We start from the raw sequence: 19,688 nt of genomic DNA, 5'->3' as shown, positions 1-19,688 counted from the left end.
GCGCCAGGTGGCGCTGCCGGCGGCGGCACCGGCAGTCCGGGTGGCGGCGCAGTCTCCGGAGTTGGGGAGCTCAGCCACGGCGGTAACCATGGCGGAGTGGCCGCGGTCTGCGCGACGGGCGCCGGGTTGGGTTGCCCGATGCAGAACACCGAGCAAGACGGCGTCTGCTGTGCGGGCGGCTGACCCGGCCACAACGCCGGCTGCCCTGAAGTCTGCGTCGGACCGAAGTCGATCAGCGGCATCCGCGCGAGCGGATCGGTGGGCGGTAATCCGGACGCGTTGAACGGTAGACCCGGACCCAGGCCCTCCGCTCGCTCCAAGTGCGAGTCAGCGATCGGCGGTGCCGGTCCGGTCAGCGGCGGCAGGTCGATTGGCACCACCCCGGTGGCGTACGCCGCGGCCCAGCCCACGACGTTACGGGCGTAGGGCATCGAGTTGTTGTAACGCAGGATGGCGGCGAGCACCTGGGACGGATCCCGCAAATTCAGTCCACCACTGCACAAGTAGCGCGCGGCGGCCAGCGTGGAGTCGTAGAGGTTCTGTGGATCGGCCACACCGTCGCCGTCGCCGTCGGAGGCGTACCGCGACCAGGTGCCGGGGAGGAACTGCATGGGTCCCATCGCGCGGGCATAGGTGACGCGGCCGCCGGCGCCGTTCTGGACGATCACCTCGTTGCCGGGCAAGGTGCCGTCCAGCGCGGGCCCGTAGATCGGGCGGACCGCTGTCCCGCGGGCGTCGGTGGCGCCGCCGTTGGCGTGCATCGACTCGATACGGCCGATACCGGCCAGCAGGTTCCAGCTCACACCGCAGGCCGGGTAGGCGCCCGCCATAATCCGCTCCGCGTTGCGGTACGCCGACAGCGCCGTCGCTGGAATGCCAAGTGTGCCAGGAGTGTTCACTACCACTCCCGGCGGCGGAGCTGATGCGGCGGCCGCTGCGGCGATGTGGAAGCCGGCCGGCGGACGCTTGACGGCCACCACGGAGGGACCGGACAGGTCACTGGACGACGAGGCGACGGCGGCCACCGGAATGATCCCGGTGTCATGCACCTGCGGTGCGGGACCCGGAAATCGGGGAGCCGCGGCACCCACGGCGCCGGCGAAGATCAGGGGCATGATGATCGCGACGCCGAATGCCGGTGTCCGTGTCACCCGGACGGCCTGTCGATGCACGGGGCGCAGCAGATCGGCGCCTCTTGAAAGGGCCGGGCGTGCAGCCGACAGTCCCGCTATGCGCACTCGACCGTCCTCTATATTCGACACGCGTTGAAGCTGTTTCAGCCTCGTGAACTAGGTCACCATACATAACTCTCGTCACGCCAGTGGCGACAATCGGCACAATGACCGAGGTCGTTCTCAACCGAGTTTCTTGGCCCGACGGTCCGCACCGTCACCGGAAGCCACCGGCGCCTTGCCCGACTGCTTCGGCACCTGCGCCTCCAGCAGCGCGCGGACGTCTTCGAGTTCGTGCCGGAGATATTCGCGGGTCTTGGCAACTTCCCCGATGGCCAAGCGGAGCGCGGCCAACTCGCGCGCCAGGTACTCGGTGTCCGCCTTGGTCTCCTCGGCGCGCCGACGATCTTCCTCGAGCCCAACGCGGTCACGGTTCTCCTGCCGGTTTTGCGCCAACAAGATCAATGGCGCGGCGTAGGCGGCCTGAGTCGAGAACGCGAGGTTGAGCAGGATGAACGGGTAGGGATCCCAGCGCAGGCTGACCGCGGACACGTTCACGGCGATCCATACCAACACCGCGACGGTCTGCACCAGCAGATAGCGTCCGGTGCCGAAGAAGCGGGCGACGGATTCGGTGATCTGGCCGACGGCGTCTGGATCCAGTCGGGGCGCTAACGAACGCGAGGTCCGCGGAGTGGACAGTCGCGCCCGGCCCGAGGACGTGCTCATGACGGCCCTACCGCGGCGTCCAACGCCGGCTCCTCAGTCCGCGCACGCCAGTCGTGCGGCAGTAGATGGTCAAGCACGTCGTCAACGGTCACCGCGCCCAACAGGTGGTGCTGCTCGTCGAGCACCGGCCCGCAGACCAGGTTGTAGGCAGCGAAATACCGAGTCAGCGTGGGCAGCGAGGTTTCCGGCATCAGGCTGGGCAGGTCGGTGTCGATGATCCCCCCGACCAGGGCGCCCGGCTGCTCGCGCAGCAGCCGTTGCAGCGGCACACAGCCCAGGTACTGGCCGGTCGGGGTGGCAGTTGGCGGGCGGACCACGAACACCAGGGAGCCCAACGCCGGGGTGAGATCGTGATCCCGGACTCGGGCCAGTGCCTCAGCGACCGATGTGTCGGCCCCGAGCGCCACTGGATTGGAGGTCATCAGTCCACCCGCGGAGTCGGGCGAGTGCTTGAGCAGCCGTCGCACCGGATTCGACTCATCCGGTGCCATCCGGGCGAGCAACACCTCAGCTTCAGTCGGGTTCATCACACCAAGCAGGTCGGCAGCGTCGTCGGGCTCCATCTCTTCGAGCACGTCGGCTGCGCGTTCGGTGTCGAGGTGCTTGAGCAGGTCGGCTTGTTCTTCTTCGGGCAGTTCTTGCAGGATGTCGGCCAGCCGGTCGTCGGGAAGCGCCTTGACCACCTCGTAGCGCCGCTTCAGCGGCAGGTCGCGGATGGCGTCGGCGACCTCGATCGGCCGCCATCCTTCGAACTGGTGCAGCAACTGCGCCACATCCTGCCCTGGCATCGCCAGCGCCGACGGTGTCAAGCCCTGCACGTTGTGCCAGTCTGCGATCCGAACGGGGCTGCGGCGACCCAACCGGCGCGGCAGGCGAACAGCGACCCGCGTCACGATCCAATCCCGGGTGCGGGTCTGCTCGATGCCCAGATCAGTGATCACCGCGTCGGTGTCGGCCAACTCCGGTAGCTCGGGGTCGTCGATCCGCACCCTGGTGTCGAGAACCTGGCCTAAGACCAGCACTTCGCCGGGCCGTTGCTCGAACCGCGTCAGCGACACATTAGCGGTGTTCAGCGTCACCCCGTTGGGCTCGATCGACGACACTCGCAGCATCGGAACAAAAATTCGCCTGCGGGTGGGAATCTCGATCACGAGCCCGAGAACGCGCGGTTGTTGACGCACGATGCTGATGCTGACGACGACGTCGCGGACGCGTCCGACGGACTCGCCGAGCGGGCCCAGCACCAGCATCCGCGCCAGCCGCGCGACATATACCCGGTGAATCGACGTCATGGCTCAAAGGGTAGGAGTGAAGCGTGAACAAGGCGTATCGACCCCGCCGAACGTGCCTTTCGGTGCCGGGCAGTAGCCAGAAGATGATCGAAAAGGCCAAAGACCTGCCCGCCGACGAGATCTTTCTCGACTTGGAGGATGCCGTTGCGCCCGACGCCAAGGAAACCGCCCGCGCCCGGGTGGCCGGCGCGCTGGCGGAGCCGGGTTGGGCGCGTGGGAAGCTGCGCGGGGTTCGGGTCAACGACTGGAATTCGCCGTGGACGCACGCCGACCTCATCGAAGTGGTGTCGGCCGTCGGCGCGTCGCCCGGCGCAACGCTGGACGTGGTCGTGCTGCCCAAAGTTTCCGGCGTTGCGCATGTTCAGGCGCTCGATCTGCTGCTGAACCAGTTGGAGACTGTGCACGGGCTGCCCGTCGGCGGAATCGGCATCGACGCCCAGATCGAAGACGCGCAGGGGTTGACGAACATCGACGCTATCGCGGCCACGCCGCGGGTGCAGGCGCTGGTACTCGGTCCGGCGGATCTGATGGCCAGCCTAAACATGCGAACGCGGGTGGTCGGCGAGCAACCCGAGGGCTATGACGTCGGTGACGCCTACCACCACGTGCTGATGCGCATCTTGATCGCGGCGCGCGCGCAGGGCATCGCGGCCGTCGACGGTCCGTATCTGAAGGTCCGCGACGTCGAGGCGTTTCGTCGGGTGGCGGGACGGTCGGCGGCGCTGGGGTATGACGGCAAATGGGTGCTGCACCCCGACCAGATCGCCGCGGGCAATGAAATCTTCAGTCCCCGTCAAGACGAGTATGACCACGCCGAGTTGGTGCTGGAGGCTTACGACTGGCACACCTCCAGCGCAGGCGGTGCCCGCGGGGCGGTGATGCTGGGTGACGAAATGATCGACGAGGCCAGCCGGAAGATGGCGCTGTGGGTGGTCGCCAAGGGACGCGCTGCGGGTATGCAGCGCCAGTGTGAGCCGTTCGTTCCGCCCCGAGCCCAGTCGGCCGGGCACGGCGTGCGTTAGTACGTTTTGGAAGTGGAATAAGCAGCAATCAGAAGGATCGCCGCCAGGGCGGCGACCATCAGCCCGACTACACCGACCGCAATGCCGGCGATGGCCAGTCCGCGGCCCTCTTGGGGGGTTTGCTTGATTTGGTTGAGCGCGATGATGCCGAGGACGATGCCGGCAATCCAGGCTGCGACTCCGGTGTAGCAGGCGAACAGCAGCGGGAAGCCGCCGATGGAGGCGACCAGCGATCCGATCGCCAGGCCGTTGGTGCCCGGCGTCGATATCGGCCGATAGGGGTCGTACGGATCGGGATAACCCGAGTACCCGGGATAGCCGGGGTGTCCGGAGTGGTTCGGGTAGCCGGGAGGGCCGGCCTGGTAGGGCGGCGGCGGGTAAAAGGCCGGCGGTGACGGCGGGTAGCCCGGTGCGGACTCGAAATACCCCGCCGGCGACTGCGGCTCGACCGGCGGCGGCGGTGGGTAGCCCTGCGAGTAGTCGGGATAGTTGACCGGCGATTGCGGGTCGACCGGCGGCAGCGCGGGATAGCCGTGCGAGTGCTGGGGGTAGCCGGCTGGCGCCTGCGGATCGACCGGTGGCGGCGAGTGCTCCTGCCAGGGTTGTCCCCCCGGGCGGGGGTTGAAGGGCTGCTCGGGATGGCTCATGTTGTCTCTCTACCGCGCTGGTAGGTGATTACGATCACGTGATCAGAGCCCTCGCCCGCCGGCAGCGGTGCCGGCGATGGCGGGTGTCGTCATGGCTCTCAACCTAGCGCGGCGACGATGCGGGCGGAAACGCCCGAGGAGGAGCCGCGCAATCTGGTTCAGCGCGGCGACGATGCGGGCGGAAACGCCCGAGGAGGAGCGGGCACCAAGCAGGAATGCCGCGCGTTGGGCAAAATGGCGACGAGCTCAAAGGAGACTGAGGATCGATGACGAGCCCCTATCAACCGGGCCAGGTTCCCGGCGCGACTCCTGCCACCCCGGGTGCGGGGCAGCGCGGCGGCCCGGGCTTGCCGACTCCGCCGAAGGGCTGGCCGGTCGGGTCCTATCCCACCTATGCCGAGGCCCAGCGGGCGGTCGACTACCTGTCCGAGCAGGAGTTCCCGGTGGAACAGGTGACGATCGTCGGCGTAGACCTCATGCAGGTCGAACGGGTCACCGGTCGGCTGACCTGGCCCAAGGTGCTCGGCGGCGGCGTGCTGTCCGGCGCGTGGTTGGGTTTGTTCATCGGCCTGGTGCTCGGTTTCTTCAGTCCCCACCCGTGGTCCGCGCTGGCCATCGGCCTTATCGCCGGTGTGTTCTTCGGGCTGATCACCTCTTCGGTTCCTTATGCCATGGCTCGCGGCACCCGTGACTTCAGTTCCACCCTGCAATTGGTGGCCGGCCGCTACGACGTGCTGTGTGATCCGCAGAATGCCGAGAAGGCCAGGGACTTGCTGGCACGCTTGGCTATCTAGCGGCGAACAGCGGGCAGCGCCGGTAGGGGAGCGTGCGAGCCACGTCGAGCTGGCTCTACGGTTCTGGCGCGGGACAGTCCTGACAGACGAGAGGCGGATGAGGTGGCGAGTCGTCGCGGGCGCGCACGGCGGCGAATCGTTGCCCTGCTGACCGCTGCGGTCACCACGATGACGGTGGTCGGCTGCAGTCCGGGCAGCCACGGCCTGGTGATCAGCTTCTACACGGCGGCCACCGAGACCACGACCTTCACGGTGATCGCCGAGCGCTGCACCGATCAGCTCGGCGGCCGGTTCCGCATCGAGCACTTCACGCTGCCCCGTGGCTCCGATGACCAGCGTTTGCAGCTGGCCCGCCGTCTCACCGGTAACTACCGCGCCCTGGACATCATGGCGATGGACGTGGTCTGGACCGCGGAATTCGCCGAGGCGGGCTGGGCGTTGCCGCTCTCTGACGATCCAGCAGGCAAGGCGGAAGCGGACGCCACCACCGACACGCTGCCGGGCCCACTGACGACGGCGAAGTGGCATCAAAAGTTGTATGGGGCACCGGTGACCACGAATACGCAGTTGCTCTGGTACCGCCCGGATTTGATGGGCAAACCCCCAGCAACCTGGGACGACATGGTGACCGAAGCGGCACGCTTGCTCGCCGCAGGTCGACCCAGCTGGATAGGCGTGCAGGGGCGGCAGGACGAGGGCCTCGTGGTGTGGTTCAACACGCTGCTGGCCAGCGCGGGGGGTCAAGTGCTGTCCGATGACGGAAAAACCGTGACGCTCACCGACACGCCGCAGCATCGGGCAGCCACCGTCAAAGCGCTGCAGATCATCAGGACGGTGGCAACCGCGCCCGGCGCTGATCCGTCGATAACCCAGAGCGAAGGCAGCACCTCCCGGCTGGCGTTCGAGCAGGGTAAGTCTGCGCTGGAAGTGAACTGGCCCTATGTGTTGGCCTCAATGCTGGAAAACGCCGTCAAAGGTGGGGTCAGCTTCCTGCCGCTGGACAAGCGGCCCGATTTGGGGGGCAGCATCGACAGCGCAGGGATGTTCGCGCCGACCGATCAGCAGTTCACCGACGCGTATGAGGCCAGCCGAAAGGTCTTTGGCTTCGCGCCGTTTCCCCGCGTAGAGCCGGGCCAACCGGCCAAGGTGACCATTGGCGGATTGAACCTGGCGGTGGCCAAGACGACCCGTCACCGCGCGGAGGCGTTCGAGGCGATCCGCTGCCTGCGCAGTGCGGAGAGCCAGAAATATGCCGCCATCGAAGGCGGTCTGCCCGCAGCCCGCGGCTCGGTGTATTCCGACCCGCAGGTGCAGGTGAAGTATCCGCAGTACGCGATCATCCGCCAGCAACTCACCGATGCTGCGGTGCGCCCGGCCACCCCGGTCTATCCGGCGGTGTCGACCCGTCTCTCGGCGACGCTGGCGCCGATCACGAAGATCGATCCCGAGAAGACTGCCGACGAACTGACCCGGCAGGTGCAGAAGGCAATCGACGGTGTGGGCCTCCTTCCGTGACCGCGACGACCGAACTACCGGGCCGGGTGGCCGCCGCCGCGCCCGCCGCGCATCGCGAGTCGGAGCGTCGTCTGGCGTTCACGCTCATCGCCCCGGCGGTGATACTGATGTTCGGGGTGACGGCGTACCCGGTCGGCTACGCGGTGTGGCTGAGCCTGCTGCGGTACAACTTCGGTGATCCCGGCAAGAAGCCGTTCATTGGTCTGGCCAACTACGAGACCACCCTGACTGACCGGTATTGGTGGACGGCGCTGGCGGTGACGTTAGCGATCGCGCTGGTTTCGGTGACGATCGAACTCGTGTTGGGCATGGCGCTGGCCCTGGTCATGCACCGGACGCTGATCGGCAAGGGAGTGGTGCGCACAGCAGTTCTGATCCCTTACGGCATCGTCACCGTCGCCGCGTCCTACAGCTGGTACTACGCGTGGACGCCGGGCACCGGCTATCTGGCGAACCTGGTGGGTCAACACAGCGCTCCGCTGGCCGAGCGGATCCCGTCGTTGGGCATCGTCGTGCTCGCCGAGGTGTGGAAGACGACACCGTTCATGGCACTGCTGCTGCTGGCCGGTCTGGCGTTGGTGCCCGAAGACTTGCTCAAAGCCGCGCAAATCGACGGCGCAGGCGCTTGGCGACGGCTGACCAAAGTCATTCTGCCCCTGATCAAGCCGTCGATCGTGGTGGCGCTGCTGTTCCGCACGTTGGACGCCTTTCGCATCTTCGACAACATCTACGTGCTCACCGGCGGCTCCCAGAACACCGAGTCGGTGTCGATCCTGGGTTATGACAACCTGTTCAAGGGTTTCAACGTTGGCCTGGGCTCGGCGATCAGCGTGCTGATCTTCGGCTGTGTCGCCCTGATCGCCGTTGTCTTCATCAAGGTCTTCGGCGCCGCGGTGCCGGGCTCGGAAGGCGACAGACGTTGAGACAGGAGAGCAATGGCTGAGCCGATCGGCGCCCGGCGCACCGCGAGTTGGGCAGTCATCGACACGCTTGTGGTGCTCTACGCGCTCGTCCCGGTGCTCTGGATCCTGTCGTTGTCGCTGAAGCCGACATCGGCGGTCAAAGACGGGAAGTTCATTCCGTCGTCGATAACGTTCGACAACTACCGCGGCATTTTCCAGCACGACTTCTTCAGTTCGGCGTTGCTGAATTCGATCGGCATCGGGCTGATCACCACGGTGATTGCCGTCGTGATCGGGGCGATGGCCGCCTACGCCGTGGCGCGATTGACCTTTCCGGGTAAAGGCGCGCTCATCGGGGCGGCCCTTCTGATCGCGATGTTCCCGCAAATCTCGCTGGTGACACCGCTTTTCAACATCGAACGCGCCGTCGGCCTGTTCGACACGTGGCCCGGGCTGATCCTGCCTTACATCACATTCGCTCTTCCGCTGGCCATCTACACCTTGTCGGCGTTCTTCCGGGAGATTCCGTGGGATCTGGAAAAGGCAGCGAAGATGGACGGTGCCACACCGGCGCAAGCATTCCGCAAGGTGATCGCTCCGCTGGCAACGCCGGGGATCGTGACCGCCGCCATATTGGTGTTCATCTTTGCCTGGAACGACTTGTTGCTCGCACTGTCGCTCACCGCGACCAGGGCGTCGATCACAGCGCCGGCAGCAATCGCCAACTTTACCGGCAGTTCGCAATTCGAGGAGCCGACCGGATCGATCGCGGCCGGCGCCATGGTGATCACCGTCCCGATCATCTTTTTTGTTCTAATCTTCCAACGGCGAATTGTCGCCGGGTTGACTTCCGGCGCGGTGAAGGGGTAGCGCGATGGCCGAGATTATTCTGGACCAGGTCACCAAGAGCTACCCCGACGGTGCCGTCGCGGTGCAAGAACTCAGCATCACGATCGCCGACGGCGAATTTCTCATCCTGGTCGGACCGTCCGGCTGCGGCAAATCCACCACGCTGAACATGATTGCGGGGCTGGAGGGCATCTCGTCGGGGAATCTGCTCATCGGCGGCGAGCGGGTCAACGACAAGGCACCCAAAGACCGCGACATCGCGATGGTGTTCCAGTCCTATGCGCTGTATCCGCATATGAGCGTGCGGCAGAACATCGCGTTCCCGCTGACTCTGTCGAAGATGAAGAAGACGGAGATCGCGGCGAAAGTCGAGGAGACAGCGAAAATCCTTGACCTGACCGGTCTTCTGGATCGCAAGCCCGCGCAACTGTCCGGCGGCCAACGCCAGCGCGTCGCGATGGGCCGGGCAATCGTGCGTCAGCCCAAAGCTTTTCTCATGGACGAGCCGCTGTCCAATTTGGACGCCAAGCTGCGGGTGCAGATGCGCGCCGAGATCGCCCGGCTGCAGCGCCGTCTGGGCACCACCACGGTGTACGTCACTCACGACCAGACCGAGGCGATGACGCTCGGCGACCGGGTGGTGGTCATGCGCGGCGGGGCGGTCCAGCAGATCGGCACTCCCGAGGAGCTCTACGAGCGGCCGGCGAATCTGTTCGTCGCCGGCTTCATCGGCTCGCCGGCGATGAACTTCTTTCCCGCCACTCTTGCTCCGACCGGAGTGAAGTTGCCGTTTGGTGAGGTGACGTTGACTCAGCCGGTCCTCGATGTGATCGCGCAGCACCCGACACCCAAGAACACCATCGTGGGGGTGCGGCCGGAGCACTTGCAGGATGCCGCGCTGATCGACGGCTACCAACGCATCAAAGCGTTGACCTTCGAAGTCAAAGTCGACTTGATCGAGTCCCTGGGTGCCGAGAAATACGTCTACTTCACCACCAGCTGGGACGTCCACGCGGCTCAGCTCGACGAATTGGCTCTCGACGCCGGCGGTGACGAACACGAGTTCGTAGCAAGGGTTCCCACGGATTCCAAGGCCGCTAAAGGACAGTCGATCGAGTTGGCTTTCGACACTGAGAAGCTCGCCGTCTTCGACGCCGATTCCGGCGTCAACCTCACGGTGCCGGCGTCATCCGGCGCGGAGTGACCAAGCCCCTGGCCGCGGTTCGCGCGCACCTGCGCAGCCATTTCGGCGGGGCAGGCGCCGGCCGCGAACCCGACACCGCGAGCGTGACGTTTCTGGGTGCGGAGCCGATCGAGGTGCTGCGGTTCAAATCCGGCGCCGGCGGAGTGGTTCACTACGTCTCCGTCGGATGCTCGCGGCATGCGATGACCGACCCGGCGGACATCCACGCCGATTCGCTTCGTGGTCCGCGCGCTGAAGTAGTTCTCCAGCTTCGTGATTCGGGACCGATTACGGGTCTGCCGCGCAGTTTGGCGGTGCTTGCGGCAACTCCCGCGGTCGAGGGCGTGGTGCTCACCGCGGACGCCCTGATCGATCTGGGCGGGCCGCTGTGGTCGGGACGGGCAGGGCTGGCGCCGTTCACCGCGGTGCTGCTGAGCACCAGCGACATCCCGGACCTTCCCCTGCAGCCGCCGCGCGACCCGGTGCGCTTCCTGTCCGCGACGCCCATCACCGCCACCGAGGCGGCCTGGGTGCGGCTTAAAGGCGCCGACGCTATGCGTCAGGCGTGGCAGGCCGACGGCGTCGACGTGCTGAATCCGAACCGGCCTGCCGCGCAACCGCGTTGACCGGCGTCAGAGCCAATCCCGTCGACGGAAGTTGCGGTACAGGATCATGCAGATACCCACCATCGCGGCCAGCACCGCGGGATACCCCCAGTGCAGATGCAGCACGGGCATGTACTCGAAGTTCATTCCGTAGATCCCGGCGATCAAGGTGGGCACTGCCAAAATTGCGGCCCAAGCTGAAATTTTGCGCATGTCGGTGTTCTGCTGCATCCCGACTTGCGCCAGCGCCGCCTGCACCAGGGACGTGAGCATGTCGTCGTAGCTGGTGATCTGGTCCGCGGCCTGGATCTGATGGTCACCGACGTCACGGAGATAGCGCCGCACTTCCTTGGAGATAATGTCTTTGTGCTCGCCCTGCATCCGCTGGAACGGCACCGACAACGGGCTGACGCAGCGCCGCAATTCGACCACTTCGCGCTTGAGCAGATAGATCGGCTCGACGTCGACTTTGCCACCGGTTGTAAAGGCCTCTACCTCGATGTTGTCGATATCGGTTTCCATCAGGTTGGTGACCGCAAGGTACTGATCCACCACGTAGTCGGCGATGGCATGCATCACCGCATACGGGCCCAGCCGCAGGTGCTCGGGATCGGCGTCCATGCGCTGGCGCACCTCGGAGAGCCCGCCGTGCTCACCGTGCCGGACGGTGACGACGAAATCCTTTCCGACGAAGACCATGATCTCGCCGGTTTCGACGATCTCGCGGGCTGTCTCGTGCGCAATGTAATTGACCGTCTTGAGCACCAGGAACAGGCTCTCGTCGTAGCGCTCCAGTTTGGGCCGCTGGTGGGCGACGACGGCGTCCTCAGCGGCCAACGGGTGCAGCGCGAACAGGTCTGCCACCCGTTGCATCTGCTGCTCAGTGGGCTCGCGCAGCCCGATCCAGACGAACGCCTCCTGGTCGGTCCGCTCGATCTCGCGCACTTTGGCCAGCGCCTCGACGGGCGTGTATTCGCCGGCCAACCGGATGCCGTCGACGTAGACGCCGCAGTCAACCAGGACCGGCGCGGCCGGGGCGGCAGAGGCGCCGTTTGCGTCGTCGGATTTGGGCCGCACAGCGGGCCGAAGGGAGGTCGGTAGCGCGCGAAACGATGGCATCGGGAACCTCCCGTCGCAGCGCAGGTGAAACCGACCTTCGGCAATGCTACGCGCCCGACCTCAGCGCTTCGGTGAGCCGCCGGCGGACCGGGGGTGAGCGGGTGCCGGGTGTGCGCTAGTTTCGAGCCGACGCAATCCTGGTCTCAGCAGGTCTTCTCCATAAGGAGCGAATTGAAGTGAGCACAAGTCCCCTGAAGGTTGCCGTCACCGGCGCCGCCGGCCAGATCGGCTACAGCCTGTTGTTCCGCCTGGCCAGTGGCTCGCTGCTGGGGGCTGACCGCCCGATCGAGCTGCGTCTGCTGGAGATCGAGCCGGCCCTCAAGGCGCTCGAAGGGGTCGTGATGGAACTGGATGACGGCGCCTTCCCGCGGCTGGCCGGCGTCGAAATCGGCGCGGATCCGAACAAAATCTTCGACGGCGTGAACCTTGCGCTGCTGGTTGGTGCGCGTCCGCGCGGCCCGGGCATGGAGCGCGGCGACCTGCTCGAAGCGAACGGCGCGATCTTCACCGCTCAGGGCAAGGCCCTCAACGAGGTTGCCGCCAGCGACGTCCGCATCGGCGTGACCGGCAACCCGGCCAACACCAACGCGTTGATCGCGCTGAACAATGCGCCCGACATCCCGGCGGAGCGGTTCTCGGCGCTGACCCGCCTGGATCACAACCGCGCGATCTCGCAGCTGGCCAAGAAGACCGGCGCCGCGGTCACCGACATCAAGAAGGTGACCATCTGGGGCAACCACTCGGCCACTCAATATCCGGACATTTTCCACGCCGAGATCAACGGCAAAAACGCCGCCGAGGTGGTCAACGATCAGGACTGGATCGAGAACGACTTCATCCCCACGGTCGCCAAGCGCGGCGCGGCGATCATCGACGCGCGCGGTGCGTCCTCGGCTGCTTCGGCTGCGTCGGCCACCATTGACGCCGCCCGAGACTGGTTGCTGGGCACCCCGGGCGGTGACTGGGTGTCGATGGCGGTCATCTCCGACGGTTCTTATGGGGTGCCCAAAGGCCTGATTTCGTCGTTCCCGGTCACTACCAAGGACGGTGACTGGACGATCGTCAGTGGATTGGAGATCGACGAGTTCTCCCGCGGCCGCATCGACAAGTCGACCGCCGAACTCGCGGACGAGCGGTCCGCAGTCACCGACCTCGGTCTGATCTGACATGGCGATCGCAAGCGCGGCGAAGCCGGGCGCCGCGGGTCGCCATGGAAATGCGCCGGCGATCGCAAGCGCGGCGAAGCCGGGCGTCGCGGGTCGCCACTGGCGTCGAGACATCGATTACGGCTACTAATGGGTGTTCAGTACCCTGGGCCGCGTGTCCGAGTTGGTTGAATCGATACGGAATCGCACCGAGCAGGGCGCGATCACTGACGCGGAAATCTTTGAAGCCCATCAGGGCGGCAAGCTCTCGGTAGGTCCGACGATTCCGCTGGATACTCAGCGCTCGCTGTCGATCGCCTACACCCCGGGGGTCGCGCAGGTGAGCCGGGCCGTCGCCAGCGATCACACCTTGGCCTCGCGCTACACGTGGTCGGGCAGGCTGGTGGCTGTCGTGAGCGACGGCAGCGCAGTCCTCGGCCTGGGTGACATCGGACCGGCTGCGTCATTGCCGGTCATGGAAGGCAAGTGCGCGCTGTTCAAGGAATTCGCCGGGCTGAATGCCATCCCGATCGTGCTGGACACCAAGGAACCCGACGAGATTGTCGAAACCCTCGTGCGGCTGCGCCCGACCTTCGGCGCGGTGAACCTCGAGGACATCTCCGCGCCGCGCTGCTTCGACATCGAACGTCGGCTCATCGAGGCGCTGGACTGCCCGGTGATGCACGACGACCAGCACGGCACAGCGATTGTGGTGCTGGCCGCGCTGCAGGGCGCCACTTCGCTGCTCGACCGGGACATGACCGCGCTGCGCATCGTCATCTCCGGCGCTGGAGCGGCGGGTATCGCATGCGCCAATCTGCTGCTCGCCAAAGGCGCCTCCGACATCACCGTGCTCGACTCGCAGGGAATCCTCCATCACGGGCGCGACGACATGAACAGCGTCAAAGCCGAACTGGCGCAGCGCACCAACCCGCTGGACCGATCTGGCGGCATGGTGGAGGCGCTGGAGGGTGCCGACGTCTTCATCGGGGTGTCCGGTGGGGTGGTTCCCGAAGAGTTGATCGCGACGATGGCGCCGGAAGGCATCGTGTTCGCGCTGTCGAATCCCGACCCCGAGATACATCCGGACCTGGCGGCCAAACATGCCGCGGTCGTCGCCACCGGGCGAAGCGACTTTCCCAACCAGATCAACAACGTGCTGGCTTTCCCGGGATTGTTCCGCGGGGCACTGGACGCCGGAGCGCGTCGCATCACGCAACCGATGCTGCTGGCGGCGGCCGAGGCCATCTTTTCCGTCGTTCGCAATGATCTCGCGCCGGACCGCATTGTGCCCAGTCCGCTGGACCTGCAGGTCGGGCAGTCGGTCGCCGCGGCCGTCGCGGCCGCCTCCGACACCTCAAGGTGATCGCCGGCAGGCTCTCGGCGCTGGTGCTCGCGACGGCGCTGGCGGTCGCCGGGTGCGACAGTAGCCGCCGCGGCCCGCACGAATTGGTTGTCGGATCACGCCCCGACGCGGAATTCGCGTTGCTGGCCAATATCTACGCCGGGGCGCTGCGGTCCTACGGTTTCGCGGCGCGCGTCGAAGCGGTGTCCGACCCGCTGACCCAGCTGGATGCCGGGGCGCTGAACGTGGTGCCTGCGCTCACCGGGACGGTATTACAGACCTTCGAGCCCGGCGCTAGCGTGCGGTCGGATCAGCAGGTCTACCGCGCGATGGTCGGCGCCCTCCCGGAGGGGCTGGCGGCAGGTGACTACGCAACCGCAGCCGAGGACAAACCGGCGCTCGCGGTGACCCAATCGACGGCCGACGCCTGGGGCGGCACCGACTTGAGTATCTTGCCGCGACACTGCGGTGAATTGGTCCTGGGCGAGCGCGGCGGATCCGCGGAACCCGCGGCGATCAGCAGCTGCCGGTTACCCGATGCCCGCCAATTCGTCGATGAGACAGCAATGTTCGGTGCGCTGCGAGACGGACACGTGATGCTGGCGTGGACAACCACCGCTGACCCGGGTGTCCCGGCCGGCATCGTTCTGCTGGCCGACGGCAAACCCTCGCTGGTGCAAGCCCAGAACGTGGTGCCGCTGTACCGGCGCAACGAGCTGAGCACTCGTCAGCTGTTGGCGATCAACGAAGTGGCCGGGGTGCTCGACACCGCGGCGCTGGTGGACATGCGCCACCAGCTGGCAAACGGCGCCGGCGTGCAGACAGTCACGGACGCCTGGCTCACCGAGCATCCGCTCGGGCGCTGACGATCAGTGCTTGCCGGCCAACAGGCGGCTGAATGCGGGCAAGACCAGCCGCTCGTATCGCGAACCTGTCAGCCGCACCATGAGGTCCAGCAATCTGGCGTCGTTGCCGACCAGCACTCGGGCCTTATTGTCGCGCACCCCCTCCAGGATGGTGCGCGCGGCTTGTTGCGGGCTGGTACTGGCAAGCCGCTTGTCGAATACCTTGGCGAACGCATTGGGGTCGATTCCCTCCACCGCAGTGGCGTTGCGGGCGATCCCGGTTTTGATGCCGCCGGGGAGCACCGTCGTGACCTTCACCGGGTGGCCGGCGAGGACCATCTCCATGCGCAGTGCTTCGGTGAAGCCGCGGACGGCGAACTTGGCGGAGTTGTAGGCAGCCTGGCCCGGCACCGAGAACAAGCCGAATAAGCTGGAAACGTTGACGACGTGCCCGTCGCCCGAGGCAATCAGGTGCGGCAGGAAGGCTTTGGTGCCGTTGACGACACCCCAGAAATCGACATCGATCACTTTCTCGATCTCTTTGAACGAGGCGACTTCGATGTCGCCGGTGAAGGCAACCCCGGCGTTGTTGTAGATCTGGTTGACCTTGCCGAAATGGTCCTTGACCTGGTCGGCGTAGAGCTGAAACGCCTCGCGTTCAGTGACGTCGAGTCGGTCGACCTTGATGGTCGCCCCGCTGACGGCCAGACGTTCTTCGGTGCGCGCCAGTCCTTCGGTGTTGACGTCACTGATCGCCACCTTCGCGCCTGAGCGGGCCAGTTCAATCGCCAACGCCTGACCGATCCCAGACCCGGCGCCGGTGATCACCGCGACCTTCCCGGCAAACCCTTGCATGACCGCTCCTCGCTAGTTGGTTGTCGTTCAGGCTAACCGCTGACGGGTGCCTCTCGGCCAGCAGCCCGATCCGCTCGCGTACACGTTCATCAACTACGAGGTCGACCCGCGACGGAATCCGCGACCGGCTCAACACCACCAAACGTCCAATCCGGTCGGCGGCGCTGGTGTCGCCCGAGGCTATCCCGATCGGGTCGTTTGCGCCCAATCAGCCGAACGCCAGGTCGAGGATTTCCTGCTGTTCGACCGCGTGCACCTTCGACGAACCCGATGACGGTGCCGACATCGCGCGCCGGGAGATCCGCTTGATGCCGGTAAGCCGGTCCGGCATCAGTTCAGGCAACTCCAGGCCGAATCGCGGCCACGCACCCTGGTTAGCCGGTTCTTCCTGCACCCAGAAGAACTCGGTGGCTGCCGGATAGCGGTCCAGGGTTTCCGCCAGCCGCCGCTTCGGTACCGGTGCCAACTGCTCGATCCGCACGATCGCCACATCGTCGCGGTTCTCCTTGGCTTTTCGGGCGACCAACTCGTAGTACAACTTGCCACTGGTCAGCAGGATGCGCCGAACCGTGCTGCGATCGCCGATGCCGTCGGCATACGTCGGCTCTTCGAGCACCGATCGGAAGCCGAACTCGGTGAACTCCTTGATGTCGCTGACCGCGGCTTTGTTGCGCAGCATCGACTTCGGGGTGAACACAATCATGGGTCGCTGTACGCCGTCCAGGGCGTGCCGGCGCAGCAGATGGAAGTAGTTCGCCGGCGTCGATGGCAGGGCGATCGTCATCGATCCCTCGGCCCACAACTGCAGAAACCGCTCGACCCGTCCGGAGGTGTGGTCGGGGCCCTGGCCTTCGTGTCCGTGCGGTAGCAGCAGCACCACATTGGACAACTGGCCCCACTTGGCCTCACCGGAGCTGATGAACTCGTCGATGATCGACTGGGCACCGTTGACGAAGTCGCCGAACTGCGCCTCCCACATGACCAGCGCGTCGGGGTTGCCGACGGTGTAGCCGTATTCGAAGCCCACCGCGGCGTATTCGGCCAGCGGTGAGTCGTAGACCAGAAATTTGCCCCCGGTAGGGTTGCCGTCGGCGTCGGTGGTCAGCAGTTGCAGAGGGGTGAACTCCCGGCCGGTGTTGCGGTCGATGATCACCGAATGACGTTGGGAGAACGTGCCGCGTCGGGTGTCCTGCCCGGACAGCCGCACCAATTTGCCGTCGGACACCAGCGTGCCCAGGGCCAGCAATTCAGCCAGAGCCCAGTCGATTTTGCCTTCGTAGGCCATTTCCCGGCGCTTCTCCAGCACCGGTTTGACCCGGGAATGCACGGTGAAGCCCTCCGGCATGGCCAGGTGGGCGTCGCCGATACGGGCCAGCAACGCCTTGTCCACCGCGGTGGCGACCTTGGCCGGGATCTGCTGGTCGGCCTCCACTGATGCGCTCGGCTGCACCGGGTGCTTCTCGAGTTCGCGGACTTCGTTGAAGACGCGTTCCAATTGACCCTGGTAGTCGCGCAGGGCGTCCTCGGCTTCTTTCATCGAGATGTCGCCGCGGCCGATCAGGGCTTCGGTGTAGCTCTTCCGGACGCCGCGCTTGGTGTCGATGACGTCGTACATCGCCGGGTTGGTCATCGACGGGTCGTCACCCTCGTTGTGGCCACGTCGCCGGTAGCACAGCATGTCGATGATGACGTCCTTCTTGAACTGCTGCCGGAAGTCGACCGCCAGCCGCGCCACCCACTCGCAGGCCTCCGGGTCGTCGCCATTGACGTGAAAGATCGGCGCGCCGATCATCTTCGCCACATCGGTGCAGTACTCGCTGGACTTGGAGCACTCCGGGGAGGTGGTGAAGCCGATCTGGTTGTTAACGATGATGTGGATGGTGCCGCCGACGCGGTAGCCGGGCAGCAGGGCGAGATTCAATGTCTCGGCCACCACTCCCTGCCCGGCGAAGGCGGCGTCGCCGTGCAGCATCATCGGGACCACCGAGAAGCCCTCCTCGCTGTCGCCGCGGTCGAGCAGGTCCTGCTTGGCTCGGACCAGGCCCTCCAGCACCGGGTCGACGGCTTCCAGGTGCGACGGGTTGGCGGTCAGCGACACCTGAATGTCGTTGTCGCCGAACATCTGGATGTAGACGCCGGTCGCGCCCAAGTGATACTTGACGTCGCCGGAACCGTGCGCCTGGGACAGATTCAAGTTGCCCTCGAATTCGCTGAAGATCTGCGAATAGGGCTTGCCGACGATGTTGGCCAGTACGTTGAGCCGCCCGCGGTGGGGCATCCCGATCACCACTTCGTCAAGGCTGTGTTCGGCGCACTGGTCGATCGCGGAGTCCATCATCGGAATGACGCTCTCCGCGCCTTCCAGGGAGAATCGTTTCTGTCCGACGTATTTGGTCTGCAGGAACGTCTCGAACGCTTCGGCGGCGTTGAGTTTGCTCAAGATGTACTTCTGCTGGGCCACCGTCGGCTTATCGTGTTTGAGCTCGAGCCTGTCCTGCAACCACTTTTGCTGTTCGGGTTCGAGGATGTGGGTGTATTCCACCCCGACGTGGCGGCAGTACGCGTCGCGCAGCACCGAGAGCACGTCGCGCAGTTTCTTGTATTCCGCGCCGGCGAAGCCGTCGACCTTGAACTCCCGCTCCAGATCCCACAGCGTCAGCCCGTGGGTAAGGACGTCGAGGTCGGGGTGGCTACGGAACCTGCTCTTGTCCAGCTGCAGGGGATCAATGTCGGCCATCAGGTGACCGCGGTTACGGTAGGCGGCGATCAGCTCGATGACGCGGGCGTTCTTGTCGACGATCGAATCCGGGTTGTCCGGGCGCCAGCGCACCGGCTCGTACGGCACACCGAGCTCACGGAAGATCTCGTCCCAGAAATCGTCCGAGAGGATCATCTCGTGGAGGGTGCGCAGGAAGTCGCCGGATTCCGCGCCCTGAATGATGCGGTGGTCGTAGGTCGACGTCAGCGTGATCAGCTTGCCAATGCCGAGTTCGGCGATGCGTTCGGGGCTCGCGCCCTGGAATTCGGCCGGGTACTCCATTGCGCCGACGCCGATGATGGCGCCCTGGCCGGCCATCAGCCGCGGCACCGAGTGCACGGTGCCGATCGTGCCGGGGTTGGTCAGCGATATTGTCACCCCGGCGAAGTCTTCGGCGGTGAGTTTGCCGTCGCGGGCGCGGCGGACGATGTCCTCATAAGCGGTGACGAACTGCGCGAAGCGCAGTTCGTCGGTGCGCTTGATACCGGCCACCACCAGCGAGCGTTTGCCGTCTTTGCCCTGAAGATCGATGGCCAGGCCCAGGTTGATATGAGCCGGTGTCACGACATTCGGCTTGCCGTCGAGCTCGGCGAAGTGCCGGTTCATGTTCGGGAACTTCTTGACCCCCTGCACCAGCGCCCAGCCGAGCAGGTGGGTGAAGGAGATCTTGCCGCCGCGGTTGCGCTTCAATTGGTTGTTGACGACGGTCCGGTTGTCGATCAGCAGCTTGGCCGGGATCGCGCGCACGCTGGTGGCGGTCGGCACTTCCAGCGAAACCGACATGTTTCGCACAACGGCGGCCGCGGCGCCGCGTAGCACCTGCACTTCGTCGCCTTCGGCCGGCGCGGGGGCGGCGGATTTGGCCGGTGCCACCGAGGGGCCGGCTGGGGCGGAAGTCGACGGCTTTGGCG

The 19,688-nt window shown here is 65.7% G+C and carries 17 protein-coding genes; 10 read left to right on the top strand and 7 right to left on the bottom strand.

Annotation, left to right across the window (positions count from 1 at the left end):
- From WA317_RS17530 to WA317_RS17520, 3 genes are all read right to left on the bottom strand, one after another.
- The coding region (locus WA317_RS17530; RefSeq protein ID WP_425174239.1) for a lytic transglycosylase domain-containing protein at nt 1-1,238 on the bottom strand (1,238 nt) is incomplete at its 3' end.
- 117 nt (nt 1,239-1,355) lie between these two features.
- Nucleotides 1,356-1,901: a DUF1003 domain-containing protein gene (locus WA317_RS17525; protein ID WP_425174238.1), complete on the bottom strand. Its 546-nt coding sequence runs from the start codon at nt 1,899-1,901 to the stop codon at nt 1,356-1,358.
- Nucleotides 1,898-3,193, bottom strand: a complete 1,296-nt coding sequence (locus tag WA317_RS17520) for a magnesium transporter MgtE N-terminal domain-containing protein (RefSeq protein ID WP_425174237.1) — start codon at nt 3,191-3,193, stop codon at nt 1,898-1,900. The genes WA317_RS17525 and WA317_RS17520 overlap by 4 nt, the downstream gene beginning before the upstream one ends.
- A gap of 23 nt (nt 3,194-3,216) precedes the next feature.
- Here WA317_RS17520 and WA317_RS17515 point away from each other — a divergent pair, with 23 nt between their 5' ends.
- The gene (locus tag WA317_RS17515; RefSeq protein ID WP_425174236.1) at nt 3,217-4,215 is read left to right on the top strand and encodes an HpcH/HpaI aldolase/citrate lyase family protein; all 999 of its coding nucleotides are present in this window, start codon (nt 3,217-3,219) and stop codon (nt 4,213-4,215) included.
- On the opposite strand, the gene WA317_RS17510 is transcribed toward WA317_RS17515, so the two are convergent.
- On the bottom strand, nt 4,212-4,862 hold the full coding sequence (locus WA317_RS17510; RefSeq protein ID WP_425174235.1) for a DUF4190 domain-containing protein: 651 nt from the start codon (nt 4,860-4,862) through the stop codon (nt 4,212-4,214). The genes WA317_RS17515 and WA317_RS17510 overlap by 4 nt on opposite strands.
- Nucleotides 4,863-5,128: 266 nt before the next feature.
- On the opposite strand from WA317_RS17510, the gene WA317_RS17505 reads away from it, so the two are divergent.
- The 6 genes from WA317_RS17505 (at nt 5,129) to WA317_RS17480 (ending at nt 10,731) form a co-directional block, all read left to right on the top strand.
- Entirely contained in the window at nt 5,129-5,656 is a 528-nt protein-coding gene (locus WA317_RS17505) for a general stress protein (RefSeq protein WP_425174234.1), read from the top strand.
- 102 nt (nt 5,657-5,758) lie between these two features.
- A complete protein-coding gene (locus WA317_RS17500) occupies nt 5,759-7,171 on the top strand; it encodes an ABC transporter substrate-binding protein (protein ID WP_425174233.1) in 1,413 nt (470 codons plus the stop codon).
- Between the two features lie 26 nt (nt 7,172-7,197).
- Nucleotides 7,198-8,094: a carbohydrate ABC transporter permease gene (locus tag WA317_RS17495; protein WP_425174241.1), complete on the top strand. Its 897-nt coding sequence runs from the start codon at nt 7,198-7,200 to the stop codon at nt 8,092-8,094.
- Nucleotides 8,095-8,118: 24 nt separating this feature from the next.
- Complete coding sequence (locus WA317_RS17490; RefSeq protein WP_425174240.1) at nt 8,119-8,943, top strand: carbohydrate ABC transporter permease; 825 nt, start codon at nt 8,119-8,121, stop codon at nt 8,941-8,943.
- A 4-nt stretch (nt 8,944-8,947) separates the two neighbouring features.
- Nucleotides 8,948-10,126: an ABC transporter ATP-binding protein gene (locus tag WA317_RS17485; RefSeq protein WP_425174232.1), complete on the top strand. Its 1,179-nt coding sequence runs from the start codon at nt 8,948-8,950 to the stop codon at nt 10,124-10,126.
- Nucleotides 10,123-10,731 carry a suppressor of fused domain protein gene (locus WA317_RS17480; protein WP_425174231.1) on the top strand — a complete coding sequence of 203 codons (609 nt, stop codon included), beginning with the start codon at nt 10,123-10,125 and terminating at the stop codon, nt 10,729-10,731. Before WA317_RS17485 ends, WA317_RS17480 begins: the two co-directional genes overlap by 4 nt.
- Nucleotides 10,732-10,737: 6 nt before the next feature.
- Here WA317_RS17480 and corA read toward each other — a convergent pair whose 3' ends face one another.
- Nucleotides 10,738-11,829, bottom strand: a complete 1,092-nt coding sequence (gene corA / locus WA317_RS17475; RefSeq protein WP_425174230.1) for a magnesium/cobalt transporter CorA — start codon at nt 11,827-11,829, stop codon at nt 10,738-10,740.
- Between the two features lie 176 nt (nt 11,830-12,005).
- Between corA and WA317_RS17470 the strand changes: the two genes are divergently transcribed.
- The 3 genes from WA317_RS17470 to WA317_RS17460 all read left to right on the top strand — a co-directional run bounded on the left by WA317_RS17470 (nt 12,006) and on the right by WA317_RS17460 (nt 15,185).
- On the top strand, nt 12,006-12,995 hold the full coding sequence (locus tag WA317_RS17470) for a malate dehydrogenase (protein ID WP_425174229.1): 990 nt from the start codon (nt 12,006-12,008) through the stop codon (nt 12,993-12,995).
- Nucleotides 12,996-13,149: 154 nt separating this feature from the next.
- A complete protein-coding gene (locus WA317_RS17465) occupies nt 13,150-14,340 on the top strand; it encodes an NAD(P)-dependent malic enzyme (protein ID WP_425174228.1) in 1,191 nt (396 codons plus the stop codon).
- Nucleotides 14,337-15,185, top strand: coding sequence for a glycine betaine ABC transporter substrate-binding protein (locus WA317_RS17460; protein ID WP_425174227.1), 849 nt, complete (start codon nt 14,337-14,339; stop codon nt 15,183-15,185). Before WA317_RS17465 ends, WA317_RS17460 begins: the two co-directional genes overlap by 4 nt.
- Nucleotides 15,186-15,188: 3 nt before the next feature.
- On the opposite strand, the gene WA317_RS17455 is transcribed toward WA317_RS17460, so the two are convergent.
- Nucleotides 15,189-16,019, bottom strand: a complete 831-nt coding sequence (locus tag WA317_RS17455) for an SDR family NAD(P)-dependent oxidoreductase (RefSeq protein ID WP_425174226.1) — start codon at nt 16,017-16,019, stop codon at nt 15,189-15,191.
- 208 nt (nt 16,020-16,227) lie between these two features.
- A partial coding sequence (locus tag WA317_RS17450) for a multifunctional oxoglutarate decarboxylase/oxoglutarate dehydrogenase thiamine pyrophosphate-binding subunit/dihydrolipoyllysine-residue succinyltransferase subunit (RefSeq protein ID WP_425174225.1) occupies nt 16,228-19,688 on the bottom strand: 3,461 nt, incomplete at its 5' end.

Source organism: Mycobacterium sp. (genome assembly GCF_049802695.1).
Taxonomy (GTDB): Bacteria; Actinomycetota; Actinomycetes; order Mycobacteriales; family Mycobacteriaceae; genus Mycobacterium.
The sequence above is the reverse complement of the archived record's forward strand: the minus strand, read 5'-3'. Positions and strand labels throughout refer to the sequence as shown.

What these genes read in the sequence shown, in the direction of transcription:
- WA317_RS17525 (WP_425174238.1), bottom strand. Translation starts at nt 1,901, where the DNA reads ATGAGCACGTCCTCGGGCCGGGCGCGACTGTCCACTCCGCGGACCTCG.
- WA317_RS17520 (WP_425174237.1), bottom strand. Translation starts at nt 3,193, where the DNA reads ATGACGTCGATTCACCGGGTATATGTCGCGCGGCTGGCGCGGATGCTG.
- WA317_RS17510 (WP_425174235.1), bottom strand. Translation starts at nt 4,862, where the DNA reads ATGAGCCATCCCGAGCAGCCCTTCAACCCCCGCCCGGGGGGACAACCC.
- WA317_RS17505 (WP_425174234.1), top strand. Translation starts at nt 5,129, where the DNA reads ATGACGAGCCCCTATCAACCGGGCCAGGTTCCCGGCGCGACTCCTGCC.
- WA317_RS17485 (WP_425174232.1), top strand. Translation starts at nt 8,948, where the DNA reads ATGGCCGAGATTATTCTGGACCAGGTCACCAAGAGCTACCCCGACGGT.
- corA (WP_425174230.1), bottom strand. Translation starts at nt 11,829, where the DNA reads ATGCCATCGTTTCGCGCGCTACCGACCTCCCTTCGGCCCGCTGTGCGG.
- WA317_RS17455 (WP_425174226.1), bottom strand. Translation starts at nt 16,019, where the DNA reads ATGCAAGGGTTTGCCGGGAAGGTCGCGGTGATCACCGGCGCCGGGTCT.